25 protein-coding genes are annotated in these 23,577 nt (G+C 62.5%); 13 read left to right on the top strand and 12 right to left on the bottom strand.

Translation table 11 applies throughout. From position 1 onward, the window contains the following. The first annotated feature begins 398 nt into the window (after nt 1-398). Nucleotides 399-986, top strand: a complete 588-nt coding sequence (locus tag V5B44_RS10345) for a ferritin-like domain-containing protein (protein ID WP_332358957.1) — start codon at nt 399-401, stop codon at nt 984-986. Nucleotides 987-1,529: 543 nt separating this feature from the next. Here the strand turns inward: V5B44_RS10345 and V5B44_RS10340 are convergent. The 4 genes from V5B44_RS10340 to V5B44_RS10325 all read right to left on the bottom strand — a co-directional run bounded on the left by V5B44_RS10340 (nt 1,530) and on the right by V5B44_RS10325 (nt 4,485). After that, nucleotides 1,530-2,063, bottom strand: coding sequence for a phasin family protein (locus tag V5B44_RS10340; RefSeq protein WP_332359113.1), 534 nt, complete (start codon nt 2,061-2,063; stop codon nt 1,530-1,532). A gap of 36 nt (nt 2,064-2,099) precedes the next feature. Next, complete coding sequence (locus V5B44_RS10335) at nt 2,100-2,975, bottom strand: hypothetical protein (RefSeq protein WP_332358956.1); 876 nt, start codon at nt 2,973-2,975, stop codon at nt 2,100-2,102. After that, nucleotides 2,975-3,493 carry a hypothetical protein gene (locus V5B44_RS10330; RefSeq protein WP_332358955.1) on the bottom strand — a complete coding sequence of 173 codons (519 nt, stop codon included), beginning with the start codon at nt 3,491-3,493 and terminating at the stop codon, nt 2,975-2,977. Before V5B44_RS10330 ends, V5B44_RS10335 begins: the two co-directional genes overlap by 1 nt. Before the next feature lie 335 nt (nt 3,494-3,828). Beyond that, nucleotides 3,829-4,485: a potassium channel family protein gene (locus V5B44_RS10325; RefSeq protein WP_332358954.1), complete on the bottom strand. Its 657-nt coding sequence runs from the start codon at nt 4,483-4,485 to the stop codon at nt 3,829-3,831. A 464-nt stretch (nt 4,486-4,949) separates the two neighbouring features. Here V5B44_RS10325 and V5B44_RS10320 point away from each other — a divergent pair, with 464 nt between their 5' ends. From V5B44_RS10320 to V5B44_RS10310, 3 genes are all read left to right on the top strand, one after another. After that, nucleotides 4,950-6,455 carry an AarF/UbiB family protein gene (locus V5B44_RS10320; RefSeq protein WP_332358953.1) on the top strand — a complete coding sequence of 502 codons (1,506 nt, stop codon included), beginning with the start codon at nt 4,950-4,952 and terminating at the stop codon, nt 6,453-6,455. A 36-nt stretch (nt 6,456-6,491) separates the two neighbouring features. Beyond that, entirely contained in the window at nt 6,492-8,261 is a 1,770-nt protein-coding gene (locus V5B44_RS10315) for a hypothetical protein (RefSeq protein ID WP_332358952.1), read from the top strand. Between the two features lie 103 nt (nt 8,262-8,364). After that, on the top strand, nt 8,365-8,706 hold the full coding sequence (locus V5B44_RS10310; protein WP_332358951.1) for a DMT family transporter: 342 nt from the start codon (nt 8,365-8,367) through the stop codon (nt 8,704-8,706). 96 nt (nt 8,707-8,802) lie between these two features. Here V5B44_RS10310 and V5B44_RS10305 read toward each other — a convergent pair whose 3' ends face one another. From V5B44_RS10305 to V5B44_RS10290, 4 genes are all read right to left on the bottom strand, one after another. Then, nucleotides 8,803-9,375, bottom strand: a complete 573-nt coding sequence (locus V5B44_RS10305) for an SDR family oxidoreductase (protein ID WP_332358950.1) — start codon at nt 9,373-9,375, stop codon at nt 8,803-8,805. A 223-nt stretch (nt 9,376-9,598) separates the two neighbouring features. After that, nucleotides 9,599-9,880, bottom strand: a complete 282-nt coding sequence (locus V5B44_RS10300) for a hypothetical protein (protein WP_332358949.1) — start codon at nt 9,878-9,880, stop codon at nt 9,599-9,601. A gap of 85 nt (nt 9,881-9,965) precedes the next feature. After that, nucleotides 9,966-11,126 (bottom strand): M14 family metallopeptidase, encoded by a 1,161-nt coding sequence (locus V5B44_RS10295; RefSeq protein ID WP_434735432.1) that lies wholly within the window; start codon nt 11,124-11,126, stop codon nt 9,966-9,968. A gap of 131 nt (nt 11,127-11,257) precedes the next feature. Next, nucleotides 11,258-12,379, bottom strand: a complete 1,122-nt coding sequence (locus V5B44_RS10290; protein WP_332358948.1) for an alkene reductase — start codon at nt 12,377-12,379, stop codon at nt 11,258-11,260. 860 nt (nt 12,380-13,239) lie between these two features. On the opposite strand from V5B44_RS10290, the gene V5B44_RS10285 reads away from it, so the two are divergent. The 7 genes from V5B44_RS10285 to V5B44_RS10255 all read left to right on the top strand — a co-directional run bounded on the left by V5B44_RS10285 (nt 13,240) and on the right by V5B44_RS10255 (nt 16,955). Continuing rightward, nucleotides 13,240-14,340: an META domain-containing protein gene (locus tag V5B44_RS10285; protein WP_332358947.1), complete on the top strand. Its 1,101-nt coding sequence runs from the start codon at nt 13,240-13,242 to the stop codon at nt 14,338-14,340. Nucleotides 14,341-14,424: 84 nt separating this feature from the next. Continuing rightward, nucleotides 14,425-14,607: a hypothetical protein gene (locus V5B44_RS10280; protein WP_332358946.1), complete on the top strand. Its 183-nt coding sequence runs from the start codon at nt 14,425-14,427 to the stop codon at nt 14,605-14,607. A gap of 10 nt (nt 14,608-14,617) precedes the next feature. Further along, on the top strand, nt 14,618-14,842 hold the full coding sequence (locus V5B44_RS10275) for a DUF1049 domain-containing protein (protein WP_332358945.1): 225 nt from the start codon (nt 14,618-14,620) through the stop codon (nt 14,840-14,842). Nucleotides 14,843-15,147: 305 nt separating this feature from the next. Beyond that, nucleotides 15,148-15,525 (top strand): SHOCT domain-containing protein, encoded by a 378-nt coding sequence (locus tag V5B44_RS10270; RefSeq protein WP_332358944.1) that lies wholly within the window; start codon nt 15,148-15,150, stop codon nt 15,523-15,525. A gap of 358 nt (nt 15,526-15,883) precedes the next feature. Beyond that, nucleotides 15,884-16,267 (top strand): hypothetical protein, encoded by a 384-nt coding sequence (locus tag V5B44_RS10265; protein WP_332358943.1) that lies wholly within the window; start codon nt 15,884-15,886, stop codon nt 16,265-16,267. Nucleotides 16,268-16,279: 12 nt separating this feature from the next. Further along, a complete protein-coding gene (locus tag V5B44_RS10260) occupies nt 16,280-16,501 on the top strand; it encodes a YMGG-like glycine zipper-containing protein (protein ID WP_332358942.1) in 222 nt (73 codons plus the stop codon). A 121-nt stretch (nt 16,502-16,622) separates the two neighbouring features. Next, on the top strand, nt 16,623-16,955 hold the full coding sequence (locus V5B44_RS10255; RefSeq protein ID WP_332358941.1) for a hypothetical protein: 333 nt from the start codon (nt 16,623-16,625) through the stop codon (nt 16,953-16,955). Nucleotides 16,956-17,145: 190 nt separating this feature from the next. On the opposite strand, the gene V5B44_RS10250 is transcribed toward V5B44_RS10255, so the two are convergent. Then, a complete protein-coding gene (locus tag V5B44_RS10250; RefSeq protein WP_332358940.1) occupies nt 17,146-18,078 on the bottom strand; it encodes a cation diffusion facilitator family transporter in 933 nt (310 codons plus the stop codon). A 479-nt stretch (nt 18,079-18,557) separates the two neighbouring features. Between V5B44_RS10250 and V5B44_RS10245 the strand changes: the two genes are divergently transcribed. Both V5B44_RS10245 and V5B44_RS10240 read left to right on the top strand, forming a co-directional pair. Beyond that, nucleotides 18,558-19,418 carry a hypothetical protein gene (locus V5B44_RS10245; protein WP_332358939.1) on the top strand — a complete coding sequence of 287 codons (861 nt, stop codon included), beginning with the start codon at nt 18,558-18,560 and terminating at the stop codon, nt 19,416-19,418. A 95-nt stretch (nt 19,419-19,513) separates the two neighbouring features. Next, entirely contained in the window at nt 19,514-20,836 is a 1,323-nt protein-coding gene (locus V5B44_RS10240; RefSeq protein WP_332358938.1) for an OmpP1/FadL family transporter, read from the top strand. A gap of 163 nt (nt 20,837-20,999) precedes the next feature. Here V5B44_RS10240 and V5B44_RS10235 read toward each other — a convergent pair whose 3' ends face one another. The 3 genes from V5B44_RS10235 to V5B44_RS10225 are packed head-to-tail and all read right to left on the bottom strand — an operon-like array spanning nt 21,000 to nt 23,534. Further along, nucleotides 21,000-21,890, bottom strand: coding sequence for a DUF2950 domain-containing protein (locus V5B44_RS10235; RefSeq protein ID WP_332358937.1), 891 nt, complete (start codon nt 21,888-21,890; stop codon nt 21,000-21,002). 25 nt (nt 21,891-21,915) lie between these two features. Further along, complete coding sequence (locus V5B44_RS10230) at nt 21,916-22,200, bottom strand: hypothetical protein (protein WP_332358936.1); 285 nt, start codon at nt 22,198-22,200, stop codon at nt 21,916-21,918. Next, nucleotides 22,197-23,534, bottom strand: coding sequence for a DUF3300 domain-containing protein (locus V5B44_RS10225; RefSeq protein WP_332358935.1), 1,338 nt, complete (start codon nt 23,532-23,534; stop codon nt 22,197-22,199). Before V5B44_RS10225 ends, V5B44_RS10230 begins: the two co-directional genes overlap by 4 nt. Nucleotides 23,535-23,577 lie beyond the last annotated feature (43 nt).

The following is a 23,577-nucleotide window of genomic DNA, read 5'->3' as shown; positions in this document are numbered from 1 at the left end:
GCGACTGGACGTACAAGCGCAGGGCGCGCCAACAGGGTATCGCTGAGCTGCGCCAACTCTGGCAGGAAGCGATCCATGACAAAGCGCCAGGCGTCTCGGCTGATGAGGTGCTCGACCGCCTTGAACACAAGTACCAGGCTATCGCCGAGGCTGCCGGAACGAAGTGATTCGGTTGGATCTCTCGGAATCAAAGCGGAATCAAAGGGGCCACGATTTAACCACGAGCAATCAAAGGGCCCCGTTGGCCGGTCAAATTCCCCCGCCTTTGGTCACGTCAAAATCCCCCACCCTGAAGGTGCCGTGACGGTGCAATAGGGCGGCATTTTGCGAGCGAGGAGGCGAATTCTCCCGGGGTGACCAACGGCCCTCCCGGTCAAATTCCAGACTGCGCCGCCGGCATGCTCGCCGAATCCTGGGGCATCGAGTGCCGCGGCATCGACTACTGCGCCCGCATGGCGCTCACCGCCGAAGACGACGACGAGCGGCGCCTGTTCGGGCTGGTCGGCGCGGACGAAGCCCGGCACACCGGCTGGCTGGCACCCTGGCTGGCAGCCGGTGAGCAGGAACCGGATCCCTTCAACCGCTTCATCGCCGGACTGACCGAAACCGGTACGCCGCAGGCGCTCGCCTTCCTGTTGCAGGTGGTGCTCGAAGGCTTCGGCATCACGCACTACAGAGCCCTCGCCGCGCACTGCCGTGACGCCGGCATGGCCGACATCCTGCAGCGCCTGTCGCAGGACGAAGCCCGGCATCATGCCGCCGGACTGGCCGTTTTCCGGCCCGACCGGCTGACCCGCGGCGACCGCCGGTTCCTCGCCGACGCCACGCAGGTGTTCCTGGAAATGATTCGCTGCGGTCCGCAGGCGGTCGTCGCGGCGCTCGACAAAGGCATCGGGCTGGGCGACCAGAGCGACGTCGCCGCGACCTTCTCCGCCATCGATGCCGAGCCGCCGGCGCCGTCAAGCTGCCCCCCTTGCGCCGCCTGATGGCCCAGCCGGGCATGGCATGGCTGGTCGAGACGCTGGCGGCCGGCGGTCTCTTCACGCCCTGCCCGGCGTCCGACTGCGCGCGCATCTACACCGCCAGCCGCTGACCGGCGCCGAGGTATGGCTGCCTGGCCATGGGCCGTGACGGGATCAGCGCGCGATCTTTGATGGCGCCGGCTTTCGTGTCTGAAGCGACCAGCGCATCACGCACGTGCCGCCGCCTGTCGGGCCGCCCCACGTCCGCCAGCGCACCGTTTCACTCAAGCCCAACATCCCCGCCGTAGCCGCCAACTGCCAACCGCTGCTCAACCAGCAGCCGCTGCCATTGACAGTCCGAATCCAGCACGCAGATCGACACGGTATCCTGCTCCGATTACCGGGCCTGATAGCGCTCAAGTGCAGCCGCCAAGGATTTCTTCCGCAGCGTCCAGCGCCTTGATGGTCTGCTTTGAGTGGTACCAGGCCCGGCCACTGCTCGCGATGCTCTCCGGAACCGAGGCCTATCTCATCACGCCTGCGCAAGCGCGTACCCTTTACCGCAGATCAACCTCCAGGCGGAAGCTTCAGAACGTCCTTGATTTCGTCCAGGCTCGCGGGGATGCGATTCACGATGGCGTCGGTCGCCTGCTGATTCGCCTTGGTCACAATTTCGGCAAGTTCCCGCATCTTGCTGACCGCGGTCTCGAAGGCCTTCTTGGCCAGGTCCGTCTCGGCCGCGACCATCTGCTGCGGCGAACCGACCTTGGCGAGCCCGCCGAAGGCAGATGTGAGTTCCTGCACCGTCTCCTGCAGGATCTTCACTTGCCACTCAGCGACCGCCTTGATCCCTTCCATCGCAGCGCGGTTGGAGGCGCTGAGCGCTTCCAGATTGTCTCTCTGACTCGCCACCAAGGCGTCCATGTTGACGCCCGGCAGATTGAGTCCGGCCAAGGCGTTCAGCAACTGTTCGCTTCCCCTGGTCATGTCCAGGCTGCACATCGTCTTGACCCAGTCGCTCATTTGTTTCGATAGGTCGGTCATTTTACGTTCTCCGTTCTTGATGCGCTTGCAACCATCAGAATCGTGCCCGTGCTCCATCCGGTACACGCCGCTTGCCCAACAGGCACCCATGCCTCACTTGGCCGGTACCTGGAGCACTTTCTGTCCACCAGCAAGAATGTTGATCATCTGCGCAACAGCCTTGATCTGCTTGCCGCCTTGCGTGTGGTAGGCCTCGTGAGTGTAGTACTGTCCCCACCAATCCCAGCATCCCTGCGGATTGACCGGAGGATTCTGGAGTGAACCGTTGCGAACTTGGACCTGGGGATAGACAACGATTATGTCGTTGGCCTGAGCCCATTCGTTGTAACCCGCGAACTTGGAGAACAGATTGCCCGAGTGACCGCTCCTGCGGTCCGTCGTGCCGCCCTGCAGGCAGCCATGGAAGGCCACGTGCAGCTTGCATTTCCGGCCTTCCTTGCAGGACTGTGGAATGAACACGTAGCCTTCTCTGGCCATCGACGCGTTCTGCAGGTCGTTGTACGGGATGTCCGAAAACGTGCTGAATACCAGGCGCTGGTCGAATGCCTTCACGTCCCCTTCTGCCACCGTCGCACGTCCACCCTTAAGCGCCTGTTCGCCGTAAATGCGCTTCAGGATCGCGCCCGCAAGATCAACGTCCTGCAGATCCTTGCAGGCTGCCTGTTTGCTGGCTGGCGGGCAGGCTGTTCCGCCTTTTGCTTTGGCTATCGCCGCGGGCGGACAAATGCAGCGATCCGTCGCCTGGCGCTGTTTGGCGATAGCCTCGCAGTCGTCGATGAAAGCGTTCTTGTCGGTCGGTGGCGACGGCGCCGGGGGCAAGACGCAGTTACCCACAGCATCGCCGGTAGGCTTGTTGAACCCATCCCTGACCATTGTGTGGCGTGCGGGAAACGTCCGGTTGTAGTCGATACTGCCTTGTTCGATGCCGGCCTTGTCGGGGTCAGCATAGAAGTGGAAGACAGTATCCATCACCCCTGCGGCACGATGGCATCATACTCGGCGCTGATCAGGTACACCTTGTCGTCCTTGAGGCCTGCCAGCTTGCCGATGTTTCCGGCCGCCTCCTGCTTTTTCGCCTCGTCAAACGATGCCTTCGCGGCACGTTGGGCAGCAGCCTGGCTTTTCGGCGCCAAGTCGGTCTTGCTGCACCACTTGGCATCAAGCCCAAGCCTCTTGCATTCGAGCATGACGAACTGGCTGCACTTCGTCACGGCGTCCAGGATGGACCCTCCAGCGCAGTAGTATGGGCCGCCCGCGACGATGCCGACACCCATGATTTGTTCAGAGTGCGCGACATGAAACTGGTGCGCCATGAAGCCCCCCGATGAAATGCCGGATACCGAGATCTGACTTGGGTCAATATTGACCCCTGCGGCCACATCTTCCAGTGCCGGAGCCGCTGCCGCGTACTGCACCATGGCCAGCGTGCAAAACGCCACCGTCGCTAGCGGCCGGGCCTTGCTATTCTTGGTGTTTCGCCTTGACATCGTACTTCTCCCTCTCGTCGTCTATGGAGCACTGCCCCGTAGCTACGGCAGCACGGCGAGCAGGCGGGGTTCACCAGCTTTGCTTCAATCAGCAAAACCGCTGAATACCTCTGGCGCCAGCCGCGAAGACAGTTGTTAAAGCAGGAGCATGGTGCAGTGCAAGATTCAGCATAGGCGGTGATTCGCCAAAGTCAAGTTGTCAGGTCACTTACTACTGGGCCCTGTCAACTCCCTCACCTTGACAGTTTCAGCTCCAGTCTGAAAAGGTGAGTTTTATATACTGTCCCCGCAACTCCTGTCCGCAAATGGAAGGATGGGGTCGCCACTTCTTTCTGCTAGTTCTTGCTATCGGTACTGACGTGCAGGGCCATCAATCGCGAGAGCATCACGGCGATATAGAGCTGTCCGGCCAGGGCTTCGGAGGTGGCAAGCGAACGTGCGATCGGGTGAACCGGCGTGATGTCGCCATAGCCCATGGTGGTGAGCGTCACGAAGCTGTAGTAGATCCACGTCAGCGCGCCGGGCGCGTCGCCGATCTCGCCGCTGAAGGCATCGGGATGAATCAGATGCACCAGTTCGTAGGCATCCGCATAAACCAGCCCGATCAGCAGCAACACTGCGATGGCGCCCTGGATGCGGTAATGGGTGACCGGGCCGCTGCGATACGCCCGTGCTGCAACGACCGCAGCAAACAGCAGGAGCATAACGAGGGTAGTGGCTTCGCGCCCGATGGCCAAGGCGTTCGAGGGCGATCCGGCGGCGGCCCAGCGCACCAGCAGCGTGGCCGCCGTCAAGGCCACCGCGGCGAGCCGCAGCCGGCGCGTTTCAGCAGTGGTGAAGGCGCCCGCGAGCAGCAGCATCGAAAAGGCAAACTCGGCCCCCCGCCGTCCTGCCGGGTCCGGGTTCAGCACTACGGGCAGCACAAAGATGATGACGGTGAGGAGAACAAGGACGATGGTCAGGCCGCGGTCAGCTTCCCAGAACCGCCGCACCCGCTCCCAGCCATGGGGTCTCATCGGCGAGGGGACGCTGTGGGCAGCGTGTCAACGGTATGGGTCAGCACAGATGTCTCTCCGTTCGCGATAGGGTGGGAAAACCAGTTTTTCAAGTTTACGTCAGGTCGTGCATTGACAGCCGGATTTGAAGGCCCAGAGTTTTCGGATGGGGCGCAACGATGAAATCGAGCTTGCGTCCGCAAGAAGCATGACCGCGAAAAGCGCGCTGCTGGAAAGGTAGGGATGCTGCGAGCGACACAACCAAACTGCTTGTCGAGCTGGCCGGCGATTCCCCCGAGAAAGGTCACCGGGATGACTACCGCGCAGCGTACCGGGATGAACTCGCTGGTGACGGACGGAACGGAAGTCTGCTAGCATTTTGCCTGCTGCTGCAGAACCGCTCCGCTGTTTCGCCCTGTGCTTGGCCCCCTCTTTCGCCCTTGCGGCAGACCTCCCATGCCATGACCCTGCTACACGATACCGACCACAGCCTGCTGGGGATACTGTTGCGCCTCAGCGAGCTGTTGCCGCCGGCGCACGCGCGCTTTCGTCCGCTGCTGGCGGACGCGCTGCTGTTCTTTCTCGACCACCTCTCGCCCCGCCGCCAGCAAGATATCTTCGCCGCCCAACTGGCGCTGCCGGCCAACGCCAGCCGTTCGCGGCGGCTTCTCGCCCTGTTTCGTCTCTGCCCCACCCTGCACAAACTGGGACAGGTCGTTGCCCACGACCGGCGCCTTTCCGGCGACCTGCGCCGACGCTTGCAGGAACTCGAGACGCTCGTCCCGACGGATTCGCTGGTTGCCGTCCGGCCGCTGCTCGAACGCGCGGTGAGCGATGTGGCTGGCCTGCACATCGCGAAAAAGGCACTCGCCGAGGCCAGCGTCGCCGTCATCGTGCCATTCGTCTGGCGGCCGGCCGGGAACAGCGCGCCGCAGCAGGGCGTCTTCAAGGTGCTGCGGGCAGGCGTCCAGGACAGGCTCGAAGAAGAACTCGCCATCTGGCCGGCGCTCGGAACCTTCCTCGAGGAACGCTGCGTCGCGCATGGGCTGCCGGTGTTCGACTACGCCAACACCCTCGAGAGCGTTGCCCACCTGCTCGCCAATGAAGTCCACCTCGACCGCGAGCAGGCCCATCTGCGCCAGGCGGCCGAGTTCTATGCCGGCTCGCCGGACATCGTCATTCCCGGCGTGTTCCCCTTTTCCACGCCCACCGTCACGGCCATGCAAAGGGTCGATGGCTGCAAGGTGACGTCCCAGGACTTGCCGGCGGGGGAGATGCGACAGCGCGCCGAACGACTGATCCGGGCCTTGCTGGCCCAGCCCTTCTGGAGCTGCGGCGAGGCCGGAGCGATCTTCCATGCCGACCCGCATGCGGGCAACCTGCTGGCGATGCCGGATGGGCGACTGGCCATCCTCGACTGGGCCCTGACGACGACCCTCACCAAACGACAATGCGAGTCGGTAGTGCAACTGGTTCTCGGCGCCCTGACGCTGAACGACCGGCGCGTCTGCGCGGCGATCGCCGCACTCGGCCAGTCGGTCGATGACGCCCAGGTTCAGGCCGCCGTCAGACAGGCGATCGGCCAGGTGCGCGGTGGCAGTTTCCCGGGATTTGAGTGGATGACCTCCCTGCTGGACTCCCTGGCTGCGACCTCGACGGTCCGCTTTGCCGAAGAAGTCAGCCTTTTTCGCAAGGCGCTGCTGACCCTGTCGGGCGTCGCCGCCGATGTCTCGCAGGAGATGACGATGGATGGCGTCCTCATCCGCGAAGGCGCGAGCCAGTTCATCAGGAGCCTGTGGTGGCGGCCCTGGGTCTGGGCGGACTCGCGCCGCAGCGGCAGCGCCCATCTCTCGAATGCCGACCTGTTCGGTCTCGGCGCCGAGCTACCGGCAAGCACGCTCCGCTTCTGCACACTCCCGAGTTGGCGCACGGCGCCGCGGCCACCGCGCAGTTGGGACTTCTTGTAAGATCTCGCCTCCGTTGCCGGGGGACTGGAGATGTCGATGAATCTGAGAGAAGCGCTGGGATACCTCACTGTGCCGCAGTTGAAGGAGCTGGTGAGCTACCTGCCGAGCGGCGCAACAACCGCGCGCAAGGACGACCTGATCGAACGAATCGTCGTCGCCATGCTCGGCCCTGAACTGAAGGCAATCTGGTCGGCGCTTGACGAGACGCAGCAGGCGGCCGTCGCCGAAGCAGCGCACCACCCGCTCGGCGAGTATTCCGATCGGCGGTTTCGCGCCAGGTACCAGCGCGCACCGGCCTTTCACGTGGTGGCGGCAAAGTCGTACGGCTATTCCAAGGGCAAGAGGACGGCCTTGTGCCTGTTCATCCAGTACTCGCCGGATGAGGCGCGCTACGTGGTGCCGACCGACCTGCGGCCCCGCCTGCAAGCATTCGTGCCGCTCCCCGCACCGCCCGGCATCGAGGCCTCGGAAGCCCTGCCGGAAAACCCGCGCTTGATCGTGCGCCTGACCGAACGCGAAGCCTTGCAGGAAGCAGTCATCATGTTGCGCACCATCGAGCAGGCGCGCGTGCAGGTCAGCGACAAAACGGCACTGCCGGGCAGTGCCACGCAGCGCCTGCTCAGCGACAAGCTGGCCGGTGGCGACTATTACGCCGCGGAAGAGAAACGGAACGAGTGGGACCAGGAAATCGGCCCGATCAAGGCCTTTGCCTGGCCCATGCTGTTGCAGGCCGGCGGTCTGGCGGTTGGCGTGGCAGGCAGACTGCAACTCAGCCCGGGCGGCGTCAAGGCCCTCAGCATGCAGCCGGCCCAGGTGCTGCGCGGGCTATGGCAGAAGTGGCTGAAAACCACCGTGTTGGACGAATTCAGCCGCGTCGACGCGATCAAGGGACAGAACTCCAAGGGGCGGGTGATGACCGCCGTCGCTCCCCGGCGGGCGGCCATTGAAGCCACCTTGCAGGCGTGCCCGATCGGCCGGTGGATCGCCGTTGAGGAGTTCTCGCGCTTCATGCGGGCGACAGATCGGGTCTTTGCCGTGACCCACGATGCCTGGAAGCTCTACATCTGCGAACGCCAGTATGGCAGCCTCGGTTATGACGGATCGGGCGGCTGGAACATCCTTCAGGATCGCTACATCCTCGCCTTTCTGTTCGAGTACGCGGCAACGCTCGGCCTGGTGGATGTCGCCTACTTTCATCCCGCCCAGGCGCGCGCTGACTATGGCGGTCTGTGGGGTGCCGACGATCTGTCCTTCCTCAGCCGCTACGACGGCCTCAGCGCTTTTCGTGTGACCCCGCTCGGGGCGTACCTGCTTGGTCGCGAGGCGGCCTACCAGCCGCCGGCCGTCGCCAGCAGCGTCGCCTTGTCGTTCTCCCCGGGGCTGTACGTCGAAGTCGTGCGAGGTGTCCTGGCGGCCGAGGAAACGCTGCTGCTCGACAACTGGGCAATCCCGGTGCAGGCCGGCACCTGGCAGCTCGACCGCGAAAAGTCGCTGTCCGCGATCGAGAAAGGTCACGACATCGCCGAACTGAAGGGCTTTCTTGAAAGCACCGGTGGCCTGCCGCTGCCCGCGCCGGTCGAATCGTTCATCAGGCTTTGCGAGCACAATGGCAAGGCGCTGAAGACGCTGGGCAGCGCCCTGCTGATCGAGTGCCGCGACCCGGAAATCGCCGCGGAGATTGCCGGCCGCCCGGAAACGTCCTCGCTGTGTCTGCGCGCCGGGCCCAGGACGCTGGTGGTTCGCACCAACCAGCTCACCAGGTTCCGCGAAAGGGTTCGTTCGCTGGGCTTCGGGATGGTCGCCTGAAGCAATCTCAACGTGCCGGCGGCGCAGGGCGGCAACGGCCGGACTCCTTCCCCGGCAGCAAGTGGTAGGCGCCCTTCCCTGGTCATCCTGGAGAAACACCCACATGTCGCACTGGACCTACCTGGCGATTGCCATCGTCGCCGAGGTAATCGGCACCTCCTTCCTCAAGAGCTCGGAAGGTTTCACCAAATTGCTGCCATCGGCGATTGTCGTCGTTACCTATGTGATCGCCTTCTACTTCCTGGGACTCACCCTGAAGACGCTGCCTGTCGGCATTGCCTACGCGGTCTGGGCCGGCGCCGGCGTGGCCCTGATCACGCTGGTCGGCTACCTGTTCTTCGGCCAGGCACTGGATGCGCCCGCGCTCATCGGCATCGTGCTGATCGCCTCGGGCGTGGCCGTCATCAACCTCTTTTCCGCCAGCGTCAGGCACGGCGGGAGCTAGGAACACAGGGCTGGCGCCTCGGCCGAAGCGAGCGACGGCAGCAGGGTGACGAAGGCCTTGGCGGGGACGCCCGCTTGCGGCGCGACCTCTTCTGACCTATGGCCATCCGCCGGTGAAATTGACAACCTGACCGGTGGTAAATGGGGAACGCCCGGATGCCAGGAATGCGATCAACTCCCCGATTTCCTGCGGCTTGCCGAGACGCCCCATGGGAACCTTGCTCGCGATCTCCCCGCGTCCGGCAGGGTCGTCGATGAATCGCGCACGCGGGTAATAGGCTTCGCTGTAGAGGTAGTTCGGTGCCACAACGTTCACCTGTATCCCGAATGGCGCTGCCTCTTTCGCCAGCGCCAGGGCGAAGGCCGTTGTCCCGGCACGCACCGAGGTGGCGACGGAGAACCCTGGTTCCGGCTGCAGATAACGCGCCGATGTGATGAAGACGAAGGTGCCGCGACGCGCCAGTTTCATCGGCGGCAACAGCAGTTGCGTCAGACGATACGGAAAGACGAGCAGGGCCTCTACGCTCTGGCGCAGCGTTTCAAGCGAGACCTCTTCTATTGGCAACGGCGTATTGGGAAAGACATCGTTGGAAACCACGGCACCGATCGTGAGCCCGCGTTCTTTCAACTCTTCGGTAATAGCATCAGGTGTTTGCCCGCGCAGCGCCACGGCGCCCGCATGCGCGATTTCAAATTCCGGGCAACGTCCGGGTCGACAAAGCCGGCATCGTGACAAACCAGCCGGGGTTGCTCTCGGAGTAATACTGGAACCGCTCCGGGGCCAACATATTGGCGTGCATGCGTCAGCAGCATGGCATCCATGATCAAGGTCCTCCGTTCACTGATAGATTATGGTCACAGCAGCGATGCTCGTCTGTTCGAGCGGCGTCGTTTCAGTTTCCTGTATGATCGGGCACCTCCGCGCTGGTCAGCACTTCCTCATCCGGCGTGGCCTCGTAGACCTTCTTGAAACCAGGACTACTTCTTGCCGCATCAGATGCCAGTGCGGCTAGCGCACAACTGTCGGCCAGGTCGTCGCGATGCGCCATCGCAAAATAGCGTTTGCCCAGCCGCACCAGGCGACTCGGCCAGGACTCTTTACGGGCCTGCCCGACTCCTGATTGACGAAAACTGTGGACGTCCATGAATGGCCTGTATTGCGTGCAGGTCTGCATTTCCGCCTGTGGCCGAGAGAGCCGCCGCTCGACAAACGGCTTCCAATCCTGGCTGCGCATGATCTGTCGACCTGGGTACCGCTGACTACTCTGAATAAGGGGCTGCGCCGGACACCGGCGCAGCATCGGCCAGGATGAAGAGCAGCACATTGCCGGGCTCCGACGTGGCGTCGCTGCGCAGGCCACCGATAAGGCCGTTGACCGGGCTGCTGTATTCCGCCACCACTTCGCCGAAAGCGTTGCGCTGGATGGCGACCTTTTGTCCTGGCGTGACCTTGGTATTCAGTTTGACCAACAATTCGATGAATCCACCGTGGGTGGTCAGCACGGGAATCGCATTCTTCCCGATGTAGACATTGGCATCGACTGCGGTGCGTCCGATCGCCCCGGGAACCATGCCGTAGTGCTTGAAGACGTTCATCGTGCCTTCGACGAAGATCGGAATCATGTCGAGATCCAGCCGCCGCGCCACACCCACCTCGGGCGTAAAACAGGGAATGCCCGCATCGATGTAGGCGTTGTGCAGCACACCAGGGTAGACCGGGTTGTCCCAGATCGCCGGAACGGGGTAGAGCATCATCATGGTCTTCACGTCCGGGATGCGCATGTCACCGATGTGAAAGGCGGCTGCGTCCAGGCCGGTGGTGCCGGTATGGAAGTCGATGGCCAGGTCGGTATTGGGCTTCAGCAGCCGGTTGAACACCAGCCCGGCCTGGCGGCTGACGGCACTGAAGCCATTTTCATTGCCGGGCCATTCGCGGTTCATGTCGGTCAGCTCGAAGCCGCGCCCGGAACTTGGCCAGCGGCGCTGCATGCTTTCCATTGCAGGGCGTGCAATGTCCAGCACCGCCATCACCGTGCCCGACATTTCAGCGGGGTTCAACTGGTTCATGACCGTTTGCACGGTGTGCACCGAACTCATCTCGTCGCCATGTACCCCGCTCGTCAGGGTAAAGCGCTTACCGGGCTTAGCCCCCTTGGCGACGATCACCGACACGTACCAGTACTGCCCGGTGGACATCTGCACACCCTGGAAGTACAGGAGGTGCTTCTTGCCAGGCGCCAGATCACTGGTGTTCAGAGAACTCACCACTTTCTTGCCATTGATCACATCCCCGGTGTAGACGGTGCTGATGCTGGCCGGGGCTGCAACGGCACTGCTTTGGGCTTGCGCCATGCCGATCCCTGTAAATGCGATAGCGGTGAGCAGGTTGACAAGCAGGAAAACAACCGTCTTCGTTTTCATGAGTACTCCTTCATCTGCGATTGCGCCGGGCGGCTTGCAGCATGGCAAGCTTGCCTCTACGCCCAACTTTGGTATCGGGAGACCGTTTTTCGCCATAATAAGGCCGCCAGCCGGACCTCTCGTAGAGGGATTCACATCACGCTGACCGCTTCCTCCTCCAGCGTGGGGTAATCGACATACCCTTTGGCACCACCCTTGTAGATCGTCGCCGAGTTCCACGGCGCCAGCGGCGCCTCGATTCGCAGACGTTCGACTAGGTCGGGATTGGCAATGAAATGCTTGCCGAAAGCGATCAGGTCGCCGCAGTCCGCTCGCAGGGCAGCCTCCGCGCGCTCACGATCGAAGCCACCGCAGAGGATCATCGTCTTCGAGTAGCAGGCCCGCAAGTGTTGCAGGAGATCACTTTGCGGGTCGTGCATCCAGCTGCCGGACTGGTCATAGACGTGGAGATAGCCAATCCCCAGCCGGTCGAGCTGGCAGGCGAGATAGCCGTAAGTAAAAAGGGGCGCCGGGTCGAACTGCATCTCGTGCGCCGTCCCAAGCGGCGAAATTCGGACGCCGACACGCTCCTTGCCGACGGTGGCGGTGACAGCCTCGACCGTCTCGATGAGAAAGCGCCAGCGCCCGCTGGTGGCCCCGCCGTACTCATCTCTACGGTCGTTGAGGTAGGGGCAACGGAACTGATCGAACAGATAGCCATTCGCGGCGTGGATTTCGACACCGTCGAAACCCGCTGCCATCGCGTTGTCGGCAGCTCGCGCGAAATCAGCGACGATCGCCTTGACCTCGCCGGTAGTCAGCGCCCGCGGCGGGTCGCAGGGAGCCAGTACCGGCTCACGGCTGCCCGTGAGTATCGGTACGCGGTCGTTCTCCAGACAAACCGTGCTCGGCCCAACCGGTGGCGAGCCATCGGCGCGCAGGCTGCAGTGACCGACGCGGCCAACATGCCAGAGCTGCAGGTAAATGCGGCCGCCTTCGCGATGCACCGCGCGGGTCACGTTCTGCCAACCGGCGATCTGCGCCGCACTGTAGATGCCAGGGGTACGAGCGCAGCCGCGCGCCTGCGGCGAGACAGGTGTCCCTTCGGCGATGATCAGGCCGGCCGAAGCGCGCTGTGCGTAGTATCTGGCAGTCATCGCCGTCGGCGCGAGGTGCCAGTCGCTGGCACGGTTACGGTTCATCGGCGCCATGACGACGCGGTTGGGCAGCGCCTGTGCGCCGAGCGAATAGCGGGAAAACAGTTTCTTGGACATTATTGGTTCACCTCCGTGGATGCGCTTTCCCGTCGGTATTGAAGCCACCTGCTTGCCATGCTCCTTGGGCGCTGGTGGCCAACAATCGGTCGGGAAGATTCATCGGTAGCGCGGGTTTCCCGCGCCGGGGAGAGCACTCGGTACTCTCGATTGTCAGGATGGCCAGGTGGCCATTCAGGGTCAGTGATCAGTTCGGTGGATGCTCAAGCGGTTCGGCAGAAATGATGGCTTCCCCAGGTTTCGGTTTGATGGCGGATCAAGCCGCGGCTGGCGGTCTCTGAACACGCCACAGCAAACAGGGAAACCAGACGCACCCCCAGGACAAGCCGTGCTCCCGCCTGTCAGGCGTCAGTGGACGCCAACTTCCCGCAAAGCGTTCGCGAACCAGCCAAGGATCACGAGTTGGCCCATGCTTCCCTGGGCGAAACCAGGATCAGCGCCTGGCCACCCAGCATACAACGCGCTCGCCGGCCTGCGGTTGACGGCGGGCAGATGAACAGCAAACGCCGGGCGCGATGGCGGACCGCGTCAATGCCCGCCTGGTCAAGGCTCGGACGATGCCCATGAGGTGGCGCGGATCACCGGCGAGATCGCCCGGAGCAGCGGATCGATCGGCGAAATCGCCGACCGCCAAGGCGAGGATCGACGCCGGCTGCAAACCCGCTGGCGGGTGCTGGCAGGTCGGGAAAGAACCGCCACCGGCGCATGGGCCAGACTCGGCAGTACAGCTTGCAGACCTGCCCATGAAAAGACGGCACCAGGGTGGGATACCCGGCCCCACGCCTGTCAACCATCGATTATTCTGGTCTATCGAACCACAGGTACAATACCCCCGTACAATTTTTCAGGAAAAGCGAAACATGTTTAAAGCCTACGTGCGGACCCTGGTCCTTATGGCTTCGGCATTTGCTCCGGTTGCTGCCATTGCCGGCGGGCCACAGTTGATCTGTTTTGGCAATGAGCCGTCGTGGAGCCTGCAATTCAGCGAACGAGGGCGGGCACAACTGATGCTGCCGGAGCGCAAGCCGCTCGACTACCGGGGGCGCGAGACGCGCCTCGATGCACTGAAGGAACGCGCCTGGCGCGGCCAACCCGCTTCCGGCAAGGGCGGTGAACTGGTCGCCTTTCTTCGCGAGTCGGCTTGCAGTGACGGCATGTCGGACACGCAGCATCCGGTGATGGTGCGGGTTTCGCTACCCGATGCCCGGTTGCTCGCCGGATGTTGTCGTATCCCGGCTTCGCCCAGTGCGAGTGCGCCCGCGCCACTCGCTCTGCAAGGGCCAACGTGGCAGCTTGCTGCCCCCGGCACTCAGGGGGCAGATCTGGCCGGTACGAAAACGCCTCCCGTGACAGCGCGCTTTGAGGGTGGCCAGGTCAGCGGCTTCTCCGGCTGCAACCGGTACATGGGCACGTTCACCCTCGATCGCGACAGCGTGGTTATCGGCCCACTGGCGGGAACCATGATGGCCTGCCCCGAACCGCAGATGGCAATCGAGAAAGCCTTCCTGGGCGCATTGACCGGCACCCTGCGCTATGCAATCAGCGGTGACGGGCTGACGTTGACCCCGGTTTCAGGCGTGCCGCTGGTTTTTCAGGCCGAGCCTGCACCGACGCTGCTGGGCGTCACCTGGAGCGTGACCGGTTTCAACAACGGCCGGCATGCGGTCGTCGGTCCCTTGCTCGGGACCACCCTGCGTATGACTTTTGACCAGGGCCAGGTTCACGGTAGCAGCGGCTGCAATACCTACCGCGCAGCCTACACCAGCGAGGGAAACCGGCTCGCCATCGGGCCCGTAGTCAGCACGCGCAAGGCCTGCTCTGCTGAAGGCGTGATGCAGCAGGAGCGCGAATTTCTGGCGGCGCTGGAGTCCGTCAAGGTGTGGACCATCAGCGGCGGCATGCTCGATGTACACCGCGCCGATGGCGAACGGGTATTGAACGCGATCAAGGCCCCCCGGTAAACATGCGCGGCCATAAGCGCTTGGACAGGCGCTGAAACAGCGAAGGCATGACCAAGGCTCACATCGGACCCGGCGGCAGGAGCGATGGGCGTGTTTCTGGTGAACCGGGTGCGCTTCGCATTCACGCGTCAGCGGCAACTCTGCCGCCTGGTCTTTTTTGGCCGGTTTGCTGTCGCCGGCAGGTCTGGCGAGCAGACTCCCGCACCCGACAACGAGCGGCTGTTTGTTACAATTCGTTCCTCAAGCCGGCTGGCTGCATTCGAATGAAGGAGTCATCATGCGCTATGTTTACATCGCTCTGATCATTGCGGCAACGGCGGTTGTCCTGCTATTCAAGATCCAGAACCTCACCTCCGTCACGGTTTCGCTGTTCAGCATGAGTTTGACTATGCCCGTTTCACTGCTGATGATCGGCGTCTACATTCTTGGCATGCTCTCCGGCAGTGCGCTGTGGTCGCTGCTGCGCGGCTGGGTGCACGGCGCAACACGCAAGGTGCCGTGACGCTTCCCGTCGAGCTGCTTCACATGATTGGCCATGAAGCTCAGCCAGAGTTCAGACCGTCATTCCCGCGCGTCCCAGAGTGATTGCCTCGGGCCAAGAGCCGGAATACAGAAAGCATGCGCGACAATCCCTCGGATGGCGGCTCTCGCCGAAATGGTTCGAAGCCTCGCCGCGGGCCGCGGCAAGAAAAGAGCCCTTGCATCACCTCTTTGTTGGGCAGCTGAATTTCGTGGCGAATCAGGAGACGCTTTGTCTTGCGTTGGGTTGGTTTTATTCATTGGGTTAAATCAAGGAAATTTTTTAACATGAGCAACTTTTGGGATTTGATCTGGCTGATCGTGTCATCCTTCGTTTTTATCGCTTACCTTCTGGTGCTGTTCCAGATTGTTGCCGACCTGTTTCGCAATACGGAAATGGGGGGAGGTTCAAAGGCCGTGTGGATCATCGGACTGGTCTTTATCCCGATGCTGACCGCCGTGGTCTACATTATTGCCAACGGCGGGGGTATGGCCAAACGCCAGCGCGCTGCCGTCGAGCGCGCCAGGTCTGATACCGATACCTACATTCGGCAGGTGGCCGGAAAGTCACCGGCAGAGCAAATCGCTGACGCAAAAGCGCTGCTCGATGCGGGCACGATCAATGCCGATGAATTCGCCCGGCTCAAGACGAAGGCGCTCGCCTAGGGATTGACGGAACCGTCTTCTGAAGCAGAAAAGTCAACGAGGTGCGCCCGGATGGGATGCGACCAAGCGGCTGCAAATGCTCTGCAAACACCGCTTTTTTCCCCTGCGCCTTGTAACACGCCACACGCAGAGGTGACGCAACCGGCATATTTTCTCACTGTTCCCTGCCCCGAATTTAGACATTGACAGGTATGCAGAGGGCAATGATACTTTGTAAACAGGACTTGTTTTATCAACCTGTGACCAAGCCGAGAGTTCAGCAGGTGGCTGCCTTTAAGGTGCGCTGGCGGCTGCAATGCGGCCAGTCTAAGCGGACGGCGGTGGTTTTCTTCGATGTTTTTTTTTCATGGAGAGTGCGATGGTGATGAAACAAGGTTTTCGGGCGGCGCTGTTCGGCGCCTGCGCGTTGTTGTCTGTGGCTTCGACCAGTGTTCTGGCCGATGAAGTTCCCCTGGTCACCGGCGAAATGTGGAGCAAGTCGTCGGCCGAGTTGAAGAAGGCGTATCTCATTGGCGTTGCCAACACACTCCAGGTCGAAGTGGCCTATGAGGGGGCGAATCCGCCACCCGATAGCCAAAGTCTGATCCCGCGCACTGCCAAGGGCTTGAAAGGCCAGTCGCTTGACAGTGTCACTGCAGCGCTCGACAAATGGTACGCCGCGAATCCCGGCAAGTTACAGCGACCGGTCCTCGAAACCATCTGGTTCGAAATCATCGTACCGGGACTTCAGAAATACAAATAACGGAGGCATGACATGACAAGAGTTCGTTTGATGGTGGTCATCGTGGCGGCGTCGAGTGTGATCGGCTGCACCAACATGAGCACACAACAGCAGGGAACAGTTAGTGGCGCGGCTATTGGTGCGGTTGCCGGAGCCGGCATCGCCTCCGTCGCCGGGGGCAGCGCCTGGACTGGTTTGGCGATCGGCGCCGCTGCCGGTGGTGTCGCTGGCAATATCAAGGGTAGTCAACGATAGCCACAAGGCCTGTCCGGCCAGCGCCATGGGCGTCGCTCCGGCGGTACCAATGGTGTTGGCCGCGTGCGCACGCGCGCGGATACGGGCTTCGACCAGCGCAGAGCAATGAGGGAGTTGATCGATGAACAGCCATGTCTTCTGTACGCTTGTCGCCCTCCTGCTTTCTGCAACGCTGCAACCCGCCTTTGCACAGAGCAGGCAAACCTTGAAGCAGCTTGACGAGCTCGACCGGAAATGCGAGGCAGCAAGAGACGCGGTCCTGCCCGGCATCCGGGAACAGTTGATTGCGGAGTGCATTTTGCCGCCGCCGACGCGACGAGTGCGCGCGCGGACGCTGGAGGAGTGCGAGCACTACTGGAACGACTTCGGGGTGATGCAGCGACAACGTGCCGCCCTCGACCTGCCCGAGTGCCAGGAAGCCTTCCAGGCGAGACAGCAGCATCGTTCGCGCTGACCTGCCGGGATCCCCAGCAAGGGTAAAGGCGATTGAAATTCATGCGCGCCTTTTCCGCGAGTCATTCCGGCTTGCACGACAGCAACCCAAATCCCAAGAGGCTTCCTGGAAGCTAGCGCCAGAGCAGTATGGCTGAGCACAGAATCCATTTCCCCCTGGCTCGGTTTGTGCCCGTAGGGGGGCGACCCCCTCAACTCCAGCGCCGGTCGGCAGTAAACAGGATGCTGAGCCAGGCCTGCTCGAGCGGGAAGCCAATTCCCTCCCAGATTCGGGCACGCAGCTTGTCGAGTTCAGGAACGCTGCCTGGCTTGAAGTCGGGCCCGACCACTATGTTGATCTCGATGAAGTGAATGCGCCCGGTCTTGGCGATGTGGGAGCTGTACTCGGCGATATCGTGCTCGGCCCGGATCTGTTGCATCACCGCTTCAACGCGCTGCACGATCTCATTATCGGGATGGGTGATCAGCAACACCTCGCGCAGATTGCTGTGCAGGATCATCACCGGCAGCGGAAGCAGCAGCAGGGCCATCACTGCCACTACCGCGCTGTCGGCGTAGCGCGCCCACCACTCGCGATAGGGTTCGGGCAGCACCCAGACCATGGCGAATCCAAGCAGCGTGACGAGGCTGAAGCCCAGGCTGATCATCCACTCGCGAGCATCGTTGCGAACCAGTTGCGAGCCGGTTCGATTGGCTACGCGCTTCTCGTAGATCCAGACGAGGGCGCAGACGACAGCGCTGACCAAGCCGTAGAGCACCACACTGAGCGTGTCGACCTTGTTACCGCCACTACGCAGGCCTTCGAGACCGTTGCCCAGGGCATAGAACAGGACGACCAGCAGGATCAGGTTGTTGAAGCTGTTGACCAGCGGTTCAATATGCGCGTAGCCATACTGGAAGCGCCGGTCGGCCGGTTTCTCGACGACCCGCGCGGCCAGCAGATAGAGGCCGGAACCGACCAGGCTGGTCAGCGCATAGAAGCCGTCGAGCATGACCGCCTCGGAGCCGATGTAGAGACCGTAGCCAATGCCGACAACCGCCAGCCCGATGATTGCGAACAGAGACACTCGCAGCGTGCGCTGCTCAAGCTGGTTGGACTGCTGCCTGGAAAGTCTGCGGTACATGCGTGGTAGGAAGGCTCGGGACAGCGGATCGAACATCACTTTGGCGAGTGTTCCGGTTTTTTCTGAGGAAGTCAATCCGGGGCAACCGAGTCAAGCGGAGCCATTGGCCAATGGCACGGGAGGGGGTTAACGTCCATTCCAAGCGCCCACACAGAGGCCGTCGCGAAGGGTTGCCGCGAGTGAGGCGTCTGCGTCGTTGCTCATCGTGCCCGCACCCTTCCCCGCCCGCGACAAGGATTTCCATGGTCGCCGCTCGGGAAGGGCCGCGCAACGCTCCGCGGGCGATGTACCCGGCAGGATTGGCGTTTTTTTGTGCCATTGCCACGACAGAAACGCCAGTCAAAGCCGGCAGGCCGTCAATCTCCATTCGCCTGCACGCGGGTCAACGCTATCATTCAGCCATCTGACCCCTACCGACGGAGAACCGCATGAATTCAACTTATTGGGGCGTTCCAACCCTGACAGTCCTGGCAACCCTGTTGGCGGTCGCGGGTTCTGTGCACGGGAGTGAAGCGGGTAACTGGCAAAGTTTCGTTTCGGTCACGCCGGTCTACCAGGGCAACGCCGACCTCGACCGCGGCGGTGATTTCAGCGTTGGCGGCGCGATCCTGCGCGGTGGGGTTGCCAAAGACCTCGGCGGAGGTAACCGCGCGGGTGTCACCCTCACCTACGACTACCTCGACTATTCGTTCTCCAACTCAGGCGCTTTCGGCCGCGTCGAGCCGTGGGGCATTGTTCAGCGTTACGGCGTGTCGCTACCGCTTTCGTTCGCGGTCGGAGACGGCTGGAGCGTAGGAGTCGTGCCCTCGGTGGACTGGTTCAAGGAAAACGGGGCGGACACCGGCGATTCGCTGACGTGGGGCGCCACGCTCTCCGGGTCCAGGCGCTTCGACGATGGCAATCGTCTCGGCCTCGGCGTCGGGGTCTTCGACGGGATCGAAAAAACCAGCGTGTTCCCGTTCCTGGTCGTCGATTGGCGCTTCGGGGACCGCTGGCGCCTGATCAATCCTCTTCCCAGCGGCCCGACCGGGCCGGCCGGCCTGGAACTCGACTACCGCTTTGATGGCGACTGGACTGCCGGTGTCGGCGTGGCCTACCGGGTGCTGCGCTTTCGCCTGAACGAGACCGGCCCGGCGCGTAACGGCGTCGGCGAAGAGAGCGGCGTGCCGGTATTCGTGCGCGTGACGCGCAACTTCACCGACCAGATGGCGCTGCACCTCTATGGCGGCGTCGTGGCCGGCGGCAAACTGCGCGTTGAAAATTCGTCCGGCCACAAGCTGAGCGACGAGGACTTTGACCCGGCGCCGCTCTTCGGCGCAACCTTCGTCGGACGCTTCTGAGAAATTGTACCGCGAGTCTTTAGTTTCCAGAGATTTTGCTGGCCAGCGATCGTCTGCTGCCGGTCGGGGACGATAGTTGAGCTAACGGGGTTTCAATGAATACCTTTCCCGCCTGCATGCGCGCAAAGCATGCCTTGCTTGCCGCCATGGCCCTCTCTGTTGGCGTGCTCGCCAGCGGCAAGGCAATCGCCGGCGGCATCATTCTTTATGAAGTCGGCACCGAGGACGTGGGCCTTGCCGCCGCCGGTTACGCCGCGCGCGCGCAGGACGCGACCACGGTATTGACCAATCCGGCGGGAATGGTGCGGCTGGACGGCACCCAGGTTCAGCTCGGTACGCAGTTGCTCTACAGCAACCTGAAGTTCTCCAATAGTGGCGCCAGCTCGCTCGCGCTTGGCAATAACGGCAGCGGCAATATCGTTGGCAACAACGGCTGGTTTCCGGGCGGCGGTCTGTTCATCAGTTACAGTGTCTCGCCCGATCTGAAACTCGGCCTGGCCGCGACCAGCACTTTCGGTTCGGTGCTCGACTATAACGACAACTGGGCCGGTCGCTACTACGTTCAGCAAGCGACCCTGATCGGTGCTTCGCTGCTGCCTTCGATCGCCTTTCGCGTCACTGACAAGCTCTCGCTTGGCGCCAGCGTCAATGCGATGTACGGCTATCTGAAGAACGAGACAGGAATAAACAACATCTTCGGCGCCGACGGCAAGCTCAGCATGAGTGACGGCACGTGGGGCTGGGGCGGCAATCTCGGCCTGATGTACGAGGCGACCCCCGGCACCCGTTTCGGCCTGACCTACAGCTCGCGGGTCAAACTCGATTTCGAACCGCAGGCGCGGTTCAGCGGCACCGGGCCATTGCTGACCGCGCTGCTTGATGCGCGGGGCTTGAACAGGACTACTGTCGACTTGGGAATCACGGTGCCGCAACAGGTGATGGGCAGTGTGTTTCATACGGTGAACGACCGCCTGGCGCTGCTCGGCAACGTCGGCTGGCAGCAGTGGTCGAAATTCGGCGATGTCGAAGTCGGCTTGGCGGACATCAACAATCCAACCAGCGTCACGACCAAGCTGGATTTCAAGGACACCTGGCACGTCGCAGTCGGCGCGCAATACCAGATCAGCGAGCCGTGGCGGCTTAATTTCGGTATCGCCTATGATTCGGCCTTTCAGTCAGGCAACGTATCGCCAATTCTGCCGACCAACCAGGGCTGGCGCTTTGGCGTCGGCGGCCAGAACCAGGTCGACAAGACTTTCGGCTGGGGACTCGCCGCAGAATACATCTACGGCGGTACCGGTGACGTGAACAAGCAGGCGCCGCTGCCGGTTGTTCTCGGCGGTCGGGGCAACCTGGTCGGTTCGTACGACAACATCGGCATACTTTATATGTCGGCGAACTTCAACTGGAAGTTCTGAGCGCGCTGCAGACTTCGTAGCTCATCGTCTGACGAAATAACCATTGGGACGGTTGCTCGACCCTGGCCTCGTCGATCAGCTGATTCGGCGCGCGGCTGACGGCTGACGGGCCTTCAAACTTGATCGACGGCCGAGCGGCATAACCGGCGCGGGCGTCGATCGATCAGGGCGCGGGCAGCGCCGTCCACGACGCGTCGGGATCGAATCGCGTCATCGCGCCAGCGATGGCCGCAGACCTCGGGCCCAGATCCTTCTGGTAAACCGTTCCGTCCTGGTTGACGACGAAGCTAACCAGGCCAGTCTCGCCATAGCGGGCTGGCCATCCGACCAGCGCGAAACCTTCGGTCATTCGTCCAGCGTTGACATAGTTGCGGGCGCCACCCTGTGCTGCTCTTCCCTGGGCCTTGAGAATCCTGAACCGGTAGCCATGGTAGCCATCCTTCAGGTCTTTCGTCTCCAGCAACGGACCCGCCGGGCTCTCCGGCTCGTCGGCAGCCGTTGGCCAGGAGAGGCCGTCCTGCTTGCCTGGTGAACTCAGTATCTTTTGCGCAAACTCGAGGACGCCGTCGCCGTTGCGGTCCTGCGCGGCGTACTCCCGTTGCGCATCCACGTAGGCGTACATGGTTTGTATCGCAGCCAGTTCATTTCGTCCGATACGGCGAGTACGCATTTCTTCCATTCCGGCCCGTGTATCGAAGATCCAGCCGCTGCCGCTGCGCACAAGCGGAATCGGCAATGTCCAGCCGCTGCTCACCTCGAGGCGCGCCAGCGTGTCGCTTTCGCGCAGGATGCTGTGTCCTCTTGCCCAGGCAGCGAGAAAAGCCAGGCGATCCTCGCTTGCCAGATCATCGAGCGACAGCAGGCGTTCGTCCTTGGAGCCTAGAATCGCCCGCATTTCGGCGTCGTCATTGCGCGCGAGACTATCCACCAGGGCTTCCGCTGCAATTTCCGGCGAGGCGAAAATCTTTTGCGTACCGGCGACAGCGCAGGAGACTGACATTGCCAGTGCGCAGATCAGCGCGGTTGTGGCCTGCAACCATCGATTGCTCATCATTGGACCTTTCATGGTCGGCCTCTTCCTATTGATTGCGCCGCTGGGCGGCGGCACCACCTGCGGGGCGCGAAACGTTGGCTTGCCGCTGCGGTGCATTGTGCCGCTGGGCGGCCTGGCTTGCGCGGCCACGGTCGATCTGTTGCTGTGTCTGCCTGCCGTTGTTGGCACCACGCAGCGCATTGTCGCGATTGGTTCGCGCAGCGCTTTCGTTGCGGTTCTGCGTCTGTCTGCGGTCGACGTTGCCTGCCCGATCCGGCACACGGCTGCGATCGATGTTGCTCGCACGGTCCTGAACCTGGCTGCGGTTCACATTGCTGGCTCGGTCCTGCGCCTGGTTACGGTCGATATTGCTGGCGCGGTCACGGGCCTGGCTCCGATCGATGTTGCCTGCCCGGTCCTGCACTTGACTGCGGTCGATGTTGCTGGCGCGGTCACGGGCCTGACTTCGATCGATGTTGCCTGCCCGATCCGGCGGCTGCGATCGATGTTGCTGCAAACCTGGCTGCGGTCGATGTTGCCGACCCGGTCGCGGGCCTGACCGCGGTCGATGGCGGCGGCGCGGTCGCCTGCCGGCGTTCTGTCGCCTCCCGGTGTCCGCTGTGGAATCTGGCTGCGGTCGATGTTGCGTAGCGCTTCGCGGTCCAGATTCTCGGCGCCGACGCGGTCGGACAGCGCAGCCCTTGCCTGCGCCCGTTGATCCTCGCGGCCGCGATACTCCTGGCGGCCGCCACGATCGCCGAGCCTGTCCTGCATGCGATCGCGCGTATTGGCGTCGCGATAGGGAACACCGCGGCGGTTGCCCGGGTTGTGGTTCCAGTTTACGTTCCGGTTATTGGAGTTGATGCGGTTATTGACGTTGATGTTGTTCCACTGATTGACGTTGATATTGACGTTACGCCGCCGCCAATCGACGCCACCCCACAGCGCGTACGTCACGCCAATGCCGACGCCCCACCAGATAACGGTGCTGACGGGGTTCCAGCCGAATCCCCAGCGCACTGGCGGCGGGAAGAAAAACGGCGGGAAGAGCGGGTGCCACCACGGGCCGAAGACATGGACCGGGTTGTAGATCGGCACGAAAATGACCTGCGGATTGGCCGGTGCGATGGTGATGATCTGGGTTGGTGGGGGCGGCGCCGTGGCGACGATGGTTTGCCGCGCTGGCGCTCCGGCTTCAAAAGTCACGATCTGTTGTTCGTTGGAGCTCAGGTTGCCGGCATCCTTGGCCTTGGCGCGCAGCAACTGCACGGAATCCATGACATCTTCCGGTTGCGCCAGGAAAGCGTCGCCAAGGTCCTGCACCCATTCAGGCTTTTCGCCAAGCATGGCAAGCACTTGCGGAAAGGCAACCAGCGACTGCACGCTGGGATCCCACGGCTTGTCCTGCACCGCCTTCACTGCATCGTCACCCTTCAGGCTGCGGTTGGCGAACGCCCAATCGGCAGCTTCCGCAACATCCTTCGGATAGGTGGATGCCATCAGCACCTGCGACAGCAGCGCGTCGGGAAAGAGCGCGACCGGCGCCAGCATCTGGTCGAGTCGCTCAGCGTTGAACTTGGGAGGGTCCGCGGCACGTGCCGGTGCCGCCAACAAGAGGAGCACTGCAGCAAATAGCGCGGCGACGCCACGCAGGATCGAATGCATTATTTGAGCTCCTTTTGGGCGATACGGGGCAAGACCCGACGAC

Source organism: Candidatus Accumulibacter necessarius (genome assembly GCF_036625085.1).
The sequence above is the reverse complement of the archived record's forward strand: the minus strand, read 5'-3'. Positions and strand labels throughout refer to the sequence as shown.

Coding starts and splice junctions, on each gene's coding strand:
- V5B44_RS10345 (WP_332358957.1), top strand. CDS start 399: ATGCTCGCCGAATCCTGGGGCATCGAGTGCCGCGGCATCGACTACTGC.
- V5B44_RS10340 (WP_332359113.1), bottom strand. CDS start 2,063: ATGGAGCACGGGCACGATTCTGATGGTTGCAAGCGCATCAAGAACGGA.
- V5B44_RS10335 (WP_332358956.1), bottom strand. CDS start 2,975: ATGGATACTGTCTTCCACTTCTATGCTGACCCCGACAAGGCCGGCATC.
- V5B44_RS10330 (WP_332358955.1), bottom strand. CDS start 3,493: ATGTCAAGGCGAAACACCAAGAATAGCAAGGCCCGGCCGCTAGCGACG.
- V5B44_RS10320 (WP_332358953.1), top strand. CDS start 4,950: ATGACCCTGCTACACGATACCGACCACAGCCTGCTGGGGATACTGTTG.
- V5B44_RS10315 (WP_332358952.1), top strand. CDS start 6,492: ATGAATCTGAGAGAAGCGCTGGGATACCTCACTGTGCCGCAGTTGAAG.
- V5B44_RS10310 (WP_332358951.1), top strand. CDS start 8,365: ATGTCGCACTGGACCTACCTGGCGATTGCCATCGTCGCCGAGGTAATC.
- V5B44_RS10300 (WP_332358949.1), bottom strand. CDS start 9,880: ATGCAGACCTGCACGCAATACAGGCCATTCATGGACGTCCACAGTTTT.
- V5B44_RS10295 (WP_434735432.1), bottom strand. CDS start 11,126: ATGAAAACGAAGACGGTTGTTTTCCTGCTTGTCAACCTGCTCACCGCT.
- V5B44_RS10290 (WP_332358948.1), bottom strand. CDS start 12,379: ATGTCCAAGAAACTGTTTTCCCGCTATTCGCTCGGCGCACAGGCGCTG.
- V5B44_RS10285 (WP_332358947.1), top strand. CDS start 13,240: ATGTTTAAAGCCTACGTGCGGACCCTGGTCCTTATGGCTTCGGCATTT.
- V5B44_RS10280 (WP_332358946.1), top strand. CDS start 14,425: ATGGGCGTGTTTCTGGTGAACCGGGTGCGCTTCGCATTCACGCGTCAG.
- V5B44_RS10275 (WP_332358945.1), top strand. CDS start 14,618: ATGCGCTATGTTTACATCGCTCTGATCATTGCGGCAACGGCGGTTGTC.
- V5B44_RS10270 (WP_332358944.1), top strand. CDS start 15,148: ATGAGCAACTTTTGGGATTTGATCTGGCTGATCGTGTCATCCTTCGTT.
- V5B44_RS10265 (WP_332358943.1), top strand. CDS start 15,884: ATGGTGATGAAACAAGGTTTTCGGGCGGCGCTGTTCGGCGCCTGCGCG.
- V5B44_RS10260 (WP_332358942.1), top strand. CDS start 16,280: ATGACAAGAGTTCGTTTGATGGTGGTCATCGTGGCGGCGTCGAGTGTG.
- V5B44_RS10255 (WP_332358941.1), top strand. CDS start 16,623: ATGAACAGCCATGTCTTCTGTACGCTTGTCGCCCTCCTGCTTTCTGCA.
- V5B44_RS10250 (WP_332358940.1), bottom strand. CDS start 18,078: ATGTACCGCAGACTTTCCAGGCAGCAGTCCAACCAGCTTGAGCAGCGC.
- V5B44_RS10240 (WP_332358938.1), top strand. CDS start 19,514: ATGAATACCTTTCCCGCCTGCATGCGCGCAAAGCATGCCTTGCTTGCC.
- V5B44_RS10235 (WP_332358937.1), bottom strand. CDS start 21,890: ATGATGAGCAATCGATGGTTGCAGGCCACAACCGCGCTGATCTGCGCA.
- V5B44_RS10225 (WP_332358935.1), bottom strand. CDS start 23,534: ATGCATTCGATCCTGCGTGGCGTCGCCGCGCTATTTGCTGCAGTGCTC.